9 protein-coding genes are annotated in these 10663 nt (G+C 67.5%); 2 read left to right on the top strand and 7 right to left on the bottom strand.

What is annotated here, in order from left to right; genetic code table 11:
• Positions 1-103: 103 nt before the first annotated feature.
• From ABZV91_RS30975 to ABZV91_RS30960, 4 genes are all read right to left on the bottom strand, one after another.
• The gene (locus ABZV91_RS30975) at positions 104-472 is read right to left on the bottom strand and encodes a helix-turn-helix transcriptional regulator (protein ID WP_355249284.1); all 369 of its coding nucleotides are present in this window, start codon (positions 470-472) and stop codon (positions 104-106) included.
• 73 nt (positions 473-545) lie between these two features.
• Complete coding sequence (locus ABZV91_RS30970) at positions 546-1115, bottom strand: dihydrofolate reductase family protein (RefSeq protein WP_355249283.1); 570 nt, start codon at positions 1113-1115, stop codon at positions 546-548.
• Between the two features lie 202 nt (positions 1116-1317).
• Positions 1318-2073 carry a MerR family transcriptional regulator gene (locus ABZV91_RS30965; RefSeq protein ID WP_355249282.1) on the bottom strand — a complete coding sequence of 252 codons (756 nt, stop codon included), beginning with the start codon at positions 2071-2073 and terminating at the stop codon, positions 1318-1320.
• An 86-nt stretch (positions 2074-2159) separates the two neighbouring features.
• On the bottom strand, positions 2160-2456 hold the full coding sequence (locus tag ABZV91_RS30960) for a WhiB family transcriptional regulator (protein WP_355249281.1): 297 nt from the start codon (positions 2454-2456) through the stop codon (positions 2160-2162).
• A gap of 147 nt (positions 2457-2603) precedes the next feature.
• On the opposite strand from ABZV91_RS30960, the gene ABZV91_RS30955 reads away from it, so the two are divergent.
• Positions 2604-2987 carry a DUF1707 domain-containing protein gene (locus ABZV91_RS30955; RefSeq protein WP_355249280.1) on the top strand — a complete coding sequence of 128 codons (384 nt, stop codon included), beginning with the start codon at positions 2604-2606 and terminating at the stop codon, positions 2985-2987.
• A 4-nt stretch (positions 2988-2991) separates the two neighbouring features.
• Here the strand turns inward: ABZV91_RS30955 and ABZV91_RS30950 are convergent, their stop codons facing one another.
• Both ABZV91_RS30950 and ABZV91_RS30945 read right to left on the bottom strand, forming a co-directional pair.
• Positions 2992-5634, bottom strand: coding sequence for a tetratricopeptide repeat protein (locus tag ABZV91_RS30950; RefSeq protein WP_355249279.1), 2643 nt, complete (start codon positions 5632-5634; stop codon positions 2992-2994).
• 141 nt (positions 5635-5775) lie between these two features.
• Entirely contained in the window at positions 5776-7296 is a 1521-nt protein-coding gene (locus tag ABZV91_RS30945) for an amino acid permease (RefSeq protein WP_355249285.1), read from the bottom strand.
• Positions 7297-7501: 205 nt separating this feature from the next.
• Between ABZV91_RS30945 and ABZV91_RS30940 the strand changes: the two genes are divergently transcribed.
• Positions 7502-8638: an SPFH domain-containing protein gene (locus ABZV91_RS30940; protein ID WP_355249278.1), complete on the top strand. Its 1137-nt coding sequence runs from the start codon at positions 7502-7504 to the stop codon at positions 8636-8638.
• Positions 8639-8833: 195 nt separating this feature from the next.
• On the opposite strand, the gene ABZV91_RS30935 is transcribed toward ABZV91_RS30940, so the two are convergent.
• On the bottom strand, positions 8834-10663 hold a 1830-nt coding region (locus ABZV91_RS30935; protein ID WP_355249277.1), incomplete at its 5' end, for an NAD-glutamate dehydrogenase domain-containing protein.

Raw genomic sequence — 10663 nt, 5'->3', positions numbered from 1 at the left:
GAGCGCAGCTTCACCTACGACAGCGACCAGGGCGGCTACCTCGACATCTGCGCCTACAAGCCGTACTACTACGCCTGCCGGTGATCCCGGCGCCGCGCGATCACTACCGGCCGGGCAGGCGCGGCGTACGCCGCCGGTACCGGGAACGACCAGCGGCGGTATCACGTTCGGCGGCCACCACCCCGGCGAGATGGAGCGGAATATGATCCGGTATCCGGCGCCGGGAGCCGATCAGGAGCTTCTGGCGGACGCCGGCCACCTGAGCGTCCACCGTGCGCACCGAACTACCCCGCCGTTCGGCGATGGCACTGTTCGGCCAGCCCGCGGCCGCCAGAACCGCGACCTCCCGTTCGGCCGGCGATAAGCTCCCCCAGCGCGAATCGGCCGATTCCCCACGATCGACCGGTGTGTCCGCCGCGACCGGACGCACCGGCCAACGGCGACGCAGGTACTCCCCGTACCGCGTCACCACCGGGGCGGAACTGTCCGCCCCGCTGCTCGGCGACGGCGAAATCCACCGGCCCGACGACCGCCGTGGCGGCCGCTCACACCAGACAGGCCTGCTGGCGGTAGTGCATCTGGACGACCGCGCTGTCGAAGGTCAGCACGTCCACCAGTTGCAGCCCGCTGGTGTCCACCGGCGAGCGGAACAGCGGGACCCCGCCGCCCAGGAGCAGGGGGTGCACAAAGAGCCGGAACTCGTCGATCAGATCGTGCGCCATGAAGGACCGCGCGGTTTCAGCGCCACCGAAAAGCACCATGTCCTGGCCCGCGGCCCGGCGTTGTCGCACCTCCTCGATCGGATCCGAGCCGGTGACCCGGGTGTTCCACGAAGGGTTGCGCAGGGTGCGGGAGACGACCAGTTTAGGCGCGGCACGCCAGAATCGCGCGAAGTCGACGTAGAACGGCGAGACCGGGGCCAGATCGGCGGTGGGCCAGAAGCCCGCCAATATCTCGTAGGTTCTGCGTCCGTACAGCAGCAGATCGGCGCTGCGCAGTTCATCCAGGTATTCGGTGCAGAGTTCCTCGTCCACGACCGGCCAGTGGACCGCCTCGTCGGGCCCCTCCGCGAACCCGTCGAGTGATATCTGCATCCACAGTGTCACGCTTCCCATTCCATGCCTCATCTACCGCGTCAGGTGCCAGGAAGCAGATTCTGCACCCGCCTCGGGCCGCGCGCATCCGTAGAAGACCGGAAAGTTACCTAAGTAGTCGCTCGCCGGAGTGCGCCCCGGCCGACGGAAGAGCCACCGTCGAATGTACCGTCGTTCAGCGCAACGTTCACCCGACCCAATTCCCAGGCCGGGGAACCCGGTGTCAGCTCTCTGCGGGCAGGTCGGCGAGTTCGCTGTCGCTGTCGATGTAGTGTGCGACGAACTTGGTCACCAGCTCCGCCGCGGCCTTACCGGGCAGGGTCCGGGCGAGCTGCAATTGCCCGGTCAATTCAGCCAGATCGGCGGTCTCCTGCTCGGAGTCCTGGTACTTCTGCCAGGCGGTACGGTGGAAGAGGTCGACGAAGCGGCGGGCCATCCGGTCGCAGTCGGCGCGGATCCGTTCGAGCTCGCCGAGCACGTCGGCATCGGGAACACCGGCGGCCGCCAACTGTTCGGCGATCCGGATGAGCTGCCGGTCGGCGGGCCGATAGGTGGCGGCGTCCACCGGCTCGTAGAGACCCACCGCGACGATTCGGGCCAGCCCGTTCGGCACGGAACCGTAGCGTTCCTGCAGTTCGGTGGCTGCGATGGCATCGGCGGACGCGGGCGACTCGCCCGCGAGCGGCTCGCCGGATTCCATACCGCCGAGCAGCGGTCCGACACCCAGAATGTCCCCGAGATCGTCCCCGCGGTCCCAGGCCTCGAGCAGCTCCTTGATCCCGTTCAGCTTGATGCCGCGATCGAGCAGCCTGCTGATCGTGCGCACCCGATTGAGGTGATCTGGACTGTAATAACCCGTTCGCCCCTTGACCTGCGGCGGAGGCAGAACCCCCCGTTCGTGGTAAACCCGCAGGCTGCGCACGGTCGTGCCGGCAGCCCGCGCCAGTTCATCGATCGTGTACTCCACACCAGCAGCCATATAACAAGGAAACCACAAAGGCGTGGCGACGACCCGCCCCGGACACTACCGAAACGTCCGATTCAACCCGTGTCGGGCGCCGTTCGCTAGTTCGTCGGGCTTGAAGTAACGGCCCGTTGGATATGTGTACGGCGCTCGTCCTCCGACATACCGCCCCACACGCCGTACGGCTCGCCGACCGCCAGTGCGTAACTGCGGCACCGGTCGAGTACCGGACAGGTATCGCAGATCTGTTTGGCCCGCCGGACCCGTGCGGCGCGCGCCCGGCCCCGCTCCCCCTCGGGATGGAAGAACACGGTGGATTCCAGGCCGCGGCAGGACCCGTTCAATTGCCAGTCCCATGCCTCGGCAGCCGGGCGCCGAGACTGGATCACGGTGGACATACACAACTCCTCTGCCCGCAATGCTGTGAGGCCAGCGTAATTACTCCCCAGATCTGGGAATCGGCGTCGAATGAGCACCCGACAGCTTCCCGGCAGTGGCGACCACAGCGTGGAGCCGGACCGCGGAAACCGTCCTATGCTGCGAGTATGAGTGAGCTACCGGGCGCGCGCATCACCGTCGAGCAACGCGATCGGGCGCTGCGGGAGCTCGCCGAGCATCTCGGTTCGGGCCTGCTCACGCTCACCGAATACGAAGAGCGCACCGCCGCGGTGACCGCCGCGCGCACCACACCGGAACTCGCGGCCCTGTTCACCGATCTGCCCGCGCCACAGGCGACACCCGGAACGAGCGAGACCGCCGATCCCGCAGTGGGTTTTGCGGCGCTGGCCGGGGGTGCGGCCGTCTTCGCGCTGATTCTCGCGCTGGTGTACGGCGGCTGGCTGTGGCTGCTGCTGCTGGTGATCGTTCTGGTCTCGGCGCCGCTACTGCCCGCGGTGGCCCGGCGGCGCCGGATCGCCGGGCAGTCCTGACCTCTTACCAGCGGGTGTGCGGGCGCACGCTGTTGGCCAGATCGACGAGCCGATACCGGTGCAGGCGGCCGGGCACGGTCCGGGCCAGGGCGCGCAGCCGTGACTCCAGTCCGCTTCGGAGCCCCGCGACGGTGAGCGGATAGCCGAGTAGCCTGGCGTCGGCGGACGCGGGCCGCATCCGGGATTTCAACCACTCCAGTGCCGCGCCGACCACCACCACCTGCATCTGTAGCGCTCGCGGCTCGTCGACGAGTTCCAACCGCGACGCCGCCTCGCGCAGATCGATCTCGGTGATCTCCCGATGCGGCCGCGATACCAGCAGCAGGCTGCCCGTCATCCGGGCGGTGCCGTGATGCCGGGAGGTCACCGGCACCTCGTCGAGGACCTGCACGGCCTGCAACAGTTCACCGTCGGCGGCCAAGCGGCGAGCCAACCCGAACGCGGCGCTGACCACGGCGTGATTGGTCTGCCAGACCAGCCGGTAGAACTCCGACGCGGCGGTGTGCCACCGGTCGGAATCACCCGGATCGCTCAGCGTCTGCAGGGCCAGTTCGGCCGTGGCGGCCAGGGCCAGCGGCGGCGCCAGCTCGCCGGGCAGCATGGTGTGCACCTGGTCGAAATGCAGATAGGCGAGCTCGTAGCGCCCGTCCAGCAGATCGATGACCCCGCTGAACCATTCGACCCGCCAGTCGGTCACCACGCGGGGCCGCAACTCTTCCAGCAAGGCGAGCGCCGGAGCGCGTTCCCCCAGGTCGAGATGCGCGCGGACCGCGGCGAGCGCGGCCTCGACCTCGAAGGTCTCCGGCGCGTCGATGGTGCCGGCCGCGATCCGCTCGGAGGTCTGGCGCAACGAGTCCAGGGTCTGGCGGGCGTCTCCGTGCAGCAGCGGGCTCAACAGCTGGACACTGGGATCGTCGGCGTCGATCAGCGGGATCGGCAGGGTGGCCACCACCGACGCGGCGTCGAGACCGAGGCTGTGGTGTCCCCCGTCGACCATTCCGTCGGTCTGGCCGATCAAGGTGTCGATGCCGAAATCGCCGCGCATCGAGCCGAATTCCACCGACGCCTGTGGATGTTCCCGCCCGGAATCGGCGGCCAGCACCATCCGCAGCACCCCGGCCAACTGGCAGTACATGGCGTAGGTGGAGGGGAAGCGCCGGCTCGGGTCCACATGCGTGGCGCGCACCAGCAGCCGGTACAGGCACGGGTAACGCCGCAGCAGCGGGTACTCGTCCGGAGTCGGCATCTCGGTGCGGTAGTTGCCGTGGGAATCCTTGCGGAGATCCAGGATGAGTGCGGCGAGAGTGCGTCCGGCCGCGTACACGTCGGTGGCCACCGTGGGGCCGGTCTCGATGATCTCCGGCGCTTGATAGCCGGGGGTGCCGTAGATACTTCCGTACGATTCCATCGCCGCGACCGCGCCGAGGTCGATGAGTTTGACCTCGTCGTCGGTGACCATGATGTTGTCCGGTTTGAGATCGTTGTAGGCCAGCCCGAACGAGTGCAGGTAGTCGAGCGCGGGCAGGACCTCCATCATGTACGCGATGGTCTCGGCCACCGGGATGCGTTCCGGCCCCGCCATATCCAGCATCTTCTTCAAGGAGCGCCCGCCGACGTACTCCATGACGATGTAGCCGTCGGCCATCTCGCGATGCGAGCGGTGCTTGACGAAGTTGTAGATCTTGACCACGCCGGGATGGGTTATCTCCGAGAGGAACTGGCGTTCGGCCAGCGCCACCACATGCGCCTCGAAGTCCTGTGGGTTCTGCAACCCCTTCAGGACCACCCACCGGTCGCTGACATTCGTATCGACGGCCAGGTAGATCCAGCCCAGACCCCCGTGCGCCAGACAACCTTTCACCACGTACTGTTCCGCCACGACCTCGCCGGCGGAGAGTGCGGGCAAGAAGTTGTAGGCCGACCCGCAGCGTGCGCACTCCCCGGCCACGGCGCCGGGCCCGTCCGGACCCGACCGCCCGGTGGGCGCCTGACATTTCCAGCAGAACCGCTTGTGCTCGGGCACCACCGGGTCCGCGAGCACCGCGGTGGCGGGATCGACCGGTTCCACCCGCGGCAGGGCCACCAGCCCCGCGCCGAGGCGGCGGACGCTGGGGCGGGAACGGGCACTGCGCCCGGAGGGCATCTCGTCCTCGAACCCGGCGAACGGGTCGGGATCGTCCGAATCCTCATCGTCGTCGTCGGCGAGCAGCAGGTCGTCGAGATCGTCGTCCGGACCGGCGAGACTGTTGAGCCGGGCGATATCGTCGCCGGTCAGCGCGGCGATGGCCCGGTCGAAGTCCGACAGCTCCGGCGTCTCGGGCGGGGTGTCCGATCGGTCGGGCGGGGCCACCGGGGGTACCGCGCCCACTGTCACCGGCACGAAGACGCCGGATCCGCTGGGGACCGAGGCGGCGTCGGTGGCACTACGCGGTTCCGGCCTACCGGATTCGGCGAGTAGCTCCTCGGCGGCCCGCGTCAGATCGGAATCGGCGGCGCGGCGCACACTTTCGCTGCTGTTGGTGCGTAGCGTCGACCAGGTGTGCGCGCCACGCCGGGGCATATCCGCGCCGCGGATCCGCCGCTTCGACCAGGGCGGCGGGAGCGGACGCTCGGAGCTGGGCTGCGACGAGCTGGGCTGCTCTGGCATGCACGACCTCTCAAACCCGCGGAAGAACAGAGAGAGTCTATTGTTATCCCGGTCCGCGGGGTCGAGAGGCCGATCGTTCCCTTTCCTGGGAATGCGGAATACCCCGGACCTGCTATCCGGGGTATTCCACGCAGTTCGGCGTTACCGCTGGTCCTCGGGTTCGTCGAGGATACGAACGGTGTCACCGGGTTCTTCGGCCAGCGCCGGAGCAGCGGGCACCGCGGCACGTGCGGCGGTGAGCTCACCCACCCGCTTCCGTGCCATGAACCAGCCGCCGACCAGGGCCGGAACCCCGACCACCACCATGGCGATCACCGCGGCCCGCTGTTCGATCTCGTCGCTGAACAGCATCAGCAGCACCACGCCGACCAGGAATACCAGGGTGGCGTAGCTGGTGTACGGAGTGCCGGGCAGACGGAACTTCGGCCGGGTCACCTTGCCGTCGCGAGCCCACTTCCACAGCTGGAGCTGGCACAGCACGATCGCGGTCCACGAGAAGATGGTGCCCAGCGCCGAAACGTTCAGCACGATCTCGAAGGCCTGATCGGGCACCACCGCGTTCAGTCCGACACCAGCCAGCGCGATCACACCGGTGGCGAGGATGCCCACGTACGGCACCCCGTTCTTGGACATCCGGCTCGCGACGGACGGTGCGCTGCCGTTCATCGACATCGAGCGCAGGATGCGGCCGGTCGAGTACAGGCCGGCGTTCAGACTGGAGAACGCCGCGGTCAGCACCACCAGGTTCATGACCGAGCCGGCACCGTCGATACCGATCTTGGAGAAGAAGGTGACGAACGGGCTCTCACCGGACTTGAAGACGGTGTAGGGCAGCAGCAGGCCCAGCAGCACCAGCGAACCGACGTAGAACAGCGCGATCCGGGCGATCACCGAGTTGATGGCGCGCGGCATGATCTTCTCGGGATTCTCCGCCTCACCGGCGGCGGTACCGACGAGTTCCACCGCGGCGTAGGCGAAAACGACACCGGTGGTGACGACGACCAGCGGCAGGAAACCGCTCGGGAACAGGCCGCCGTTGTCGGAGAGAACGCTGAGACCGGTCGGCTGGCCCTCGATGTCGAAGCGACCGGCCAGGAAGATGGTGCCGATGATCAGGAAGGCCACCAGAGCGACGACCTTGATCAGCGCGGCCCAGAATTCCAGTTCACCGAACCATTTCACCGAGATCAGGTTGATCGCGACCACGATGGCCAGCGCGATGAGCGCGATGGTCCACTGCGGGATCACCTCGAACGCGCCCCAGAAGTGGACGTAGGTGGCGATCGCGGTGATGTCCACGATGCCGGTCATGCACCAGTGGAAGAAATACATCCAGCCGACCGCGAAGGCCAGCTTCTCGCCGTAGAACTCACGAGCGTAGGACACGAACGATCCGGAGGACGGGCGATGCAGGACCAGCTCGCCCAGAGCCCGCAGAATGAAGAATACGAAGACACCGCAGACGGCGTACACCAGGAACAGACCGGGGCCGGCCTCGTGCAACCGGCTGCCGGCGCCGAGGAACAGGCCCGTTCCGATGGCGCCACCGATGGCGATCATCTGGAGCTGCCGGGGCCGCAGCGACTTGTGATAGCCCGCATCTTCGGCGTGCAGACCGTCCGCCGGCGCCGCCTGACCCGGAGGCTCTTGAACTGTTGTCATCATGTTGCCTTTCGAGTGGCGCAGATCATGTCTGCGAGCAATGTACCGCTAGTTAGCGGCACGATCAATAGGGGGCCGTCATGTGTAACGCCGTGGAAACCAGGGACTTTGGCGAAAAGCCGAGGTCGGCCGCACTGCAAGAGCCATTGATCGAGCCGCTGAACGTCGATACGCTGGACACGTCAAATGCGTAGGGAGCACCCAGATGGCCTGGTTCGAACGCGAGTTCATCGCCGTCCCCGAGACGGGCAAGAAGCAACTCGTCTACAAGTGGCCGGATGTGAACATCCGGCGATACTCCCGCGCCATCGTCAACGCCGACCAGACAGCACTGTTCGTGAAGTCCGGGCAGGTCCTGGCCGCGCTGGGGCCGGGCCGGCATCGGATCGACGCGGACGAACTCCCGGTGCTCGGCGCTCTGGTGGATACGCTGACCGGCGGCAACCTCTACCGCGCCGAGCTCTACTTCGTCTCCACCCGGGAATTCGCCGGTATCAAATTCGGCGGCCGCCTCGCCGATATCGCCGATCCGGTCAGTGAGCAGATCGTCACGCTGCGGGTCTTCGGTGAGTTCGCGCTCTCGGTCCGCGACGCCGGGCAACTGATCACCTCGCTGGCGGGCAGCACCGATCTGCACGATCCGGCCGGGGTCGAATCCTGGAGTGCCGACCTGCTGCTCAAGGCGATGAAGGTCGCGGTGACCCAGGGCGTCTCCCAGGGCGAGTGGCCGGTCCTCGGCCTGTCCGGACTCCTGCCCGTGATCGAGCGGGTGGTCGTCCAGCAGACCAATACCGCGCTCTACGAGTACGGGTTACGGATACCGCGGCTCGGCAATTTCGACATCACCCTGGCCCCCGAGGACGCCGAGCGGCTCAAACGACTCGCCAAGGATGTCACCTACATCCGGCTCGCCGGCGATTTCCGGCAGTACGCCGCCGGGGAGATGGCCCTGGGCGCGGGCCAGGGTCTGGCCTCCGGGAACGGCCACGACGGCGGGTTCATCGGCGCCGCGCTGGGCATCAACGCCCTGCAGCAGCCGGGGCCCGCGGTCACGGGAAATTTCCCGCCCCCACCGAGTTCGCCCTGGCAACAGCACCAGCAGACCCGGGAGGAGCCGAGCGCGCCGGCGCTGCCGCCCACCGCGAAACCCGCTGAACTCGGCCCTGCCGCGCATCCGGTCTGCACCGACTGCGGCACCGCCAACCCGCCGGGCGCCAAGTTCTGTGTCGAATGCGGTCATCGCCTCGCTCCCGCCGAACCGGCCCGCTGCCGCGAATGCGATGCCGAATTGCCATCGACAGCCAGATTCTGCGCTTCCTGCGGGACCCGCCGCCCGGACTGAACCGATACCGGCGCCTCCCGGCCGGGAGCTGGACGCCCGACCCGAATCGGTGGAGGCCCGGTCGCCGGGAGCGTAGGGCGCGAGCCGGGTCACCCGAGGGGCGAAGGGATTCGGCCGGTCGGTTTCGGCGGCACAGCGGAAACGGCGGGTGGCCGTCCGGCACGAACCGGACGGCCACCCGCGAATTATGCGCGCTCAGGCGACGATGCCGGACTCCGAACTACCCGCCAGACTCCGCACCTGCCGCGCCGCCACCGACAGAGTCGCCAGATCGTGCCGGGTCACCCCGAAGATCTCGGTGAGCGCGGCGCGGGCCCGGGTCAGCCGTGACCGGTTGGTCTGTTCCCAGTAGTCCAGCTTCTCCGTCACCGGATCCTCCGGATCGGTGGCGGTGGCGATATCCAGTGTCAGCAACCGCAGTGACTCGTACAGATCGTCACGCAGTGCCAGCCGCGCCAGACTCGCCCACCGCTGATCGTGGTCCAGATCGCCGACCGCGCTGATCAACCGGGTGATCTCCAGATGCGCGTTGAGCGCGAAATAGAGTTCGGCGATCTCCTGTGCGTCGCGTTCGGCGATATCGGCGATATCCAGGACGTCCAGCAGCGGGAAGAGATGGATCAGACGGTAGACCTCGGCGGCCAGATCCGCCGGGGCGCCGTGCTCGGTCGCCTCGGTGGCATGGGCGGCGACCCGCTCGGCCAACGGTTTCGGCAGCCAGCCGGGCACCTGGTCCGCCAGCGCGCGCACCCCCTCGCGATAGCGGGTGATATCGGCCCCGATCGCGATCGGCTGCGGCCGGTTGAGCAGCAGCCAGCGCGCGGCACGTTCCAGCGTGCGGTTGGTCTCCACTTCGAGCTGATCGCGCACCGAGGTCGGCATCTGCTCGGAGCGGATACGGTGCCACAGCTGTCGCAATCCGAAGATCTCCACCGCGGCGGTGAACGCGCGCACCGCGTCGTCGGTGGTGGCGCCGATCTCCTCGGACAGCCGGAACGCGAACGTCGCACCGCCGAAGTCGACCATCTCGTTGACCACCACGGTGGCCACGATCTCGCGCCGCAGCGGATGCCTGGTGATCGCACCGGCGAAACGCTCCCGCAGCGGTGTCGGGAAGTAATCCGGCAGCACCGCCGCGAAGGTGGGGCTGTCCGGCAGGTCCCCGGCGAGCAGATCGGCCTTCAGCGCGAGCTTCACATGGGCGATCATGGTGGCAAGTTCCGGCGAGGTCAGCCCCGCTCCGACGGAGATCCGGCGTTCCATCTCGGCGTCACCCGGCAGGGCCTCGAGTCGGCGGTCCACGCCGCGCCGGGTCTCCAACTCGGTGAGCAGCCGCCGGTGCACCGCACCACGCCGCCCGGCGCCCGACCGGGACAGGCCGATCCGGAAGTTCTGCGAGATATTGTCGCGCAGCACCAATTCGGCGACCTCGTCGGTCATTTCCGCGAGCAACGGATTACGATCCGCGATATCGAGTTCGCCCGCCGACACCACACCGTCGAGCAGAACCTTGATGTTCACCTCGTGGTCCGAGCAATCCACACCCGCGGAATTGTCCAGCGCGTCGGTGTTCATCTTCCCACCGTTACGGCAGAACTCGATACGCCCCAGCGCCGTCGCACCGAGATTACCGCCCTCACCGATCACCTTCACCCGGAGCCGATCGGCATTCACCCGGACGGCGTCGTTGGACTTGTCACCCACATCGGCATTCGTCTCCGAACTCGCCTTGATATAGGTACCGATACCACCGTTCCACAACAGATCGACCGGAGCCTCGAGAATCGCGCGGATCATCTCCGGCGGCGAGAGCCGGGTGACACCTGCCGGAAGCTTCAGAGCGGCACGGACTTGCGGGCTGACCGGGATGGCCTTCGCGGTGCGGTCGTAGACGCCGCCACCAGCACTGATCAACGAACGATCATAATCGGCCCAACTCGACCGAGCCAACCCGAACAACCGCGACCGCTCACCGAACGACGACCCCGCATCCGGATCCGGATCCAAAAAAATATGACGATGATC

Source organism: Nocardia sp. NPDC004568 (assembly GCF_040609955.1).
Lineage (GTDB): Bacteria > Actinomycetota > Actinomycetes > Mycobacteriales > Mycobacteriaceae > Nocardia.
The sequence above is the reverse complement of the archived record's forward strand: the minus strand, read 5'-3'. Positions and strand labels throughout refer to the sequence as shown.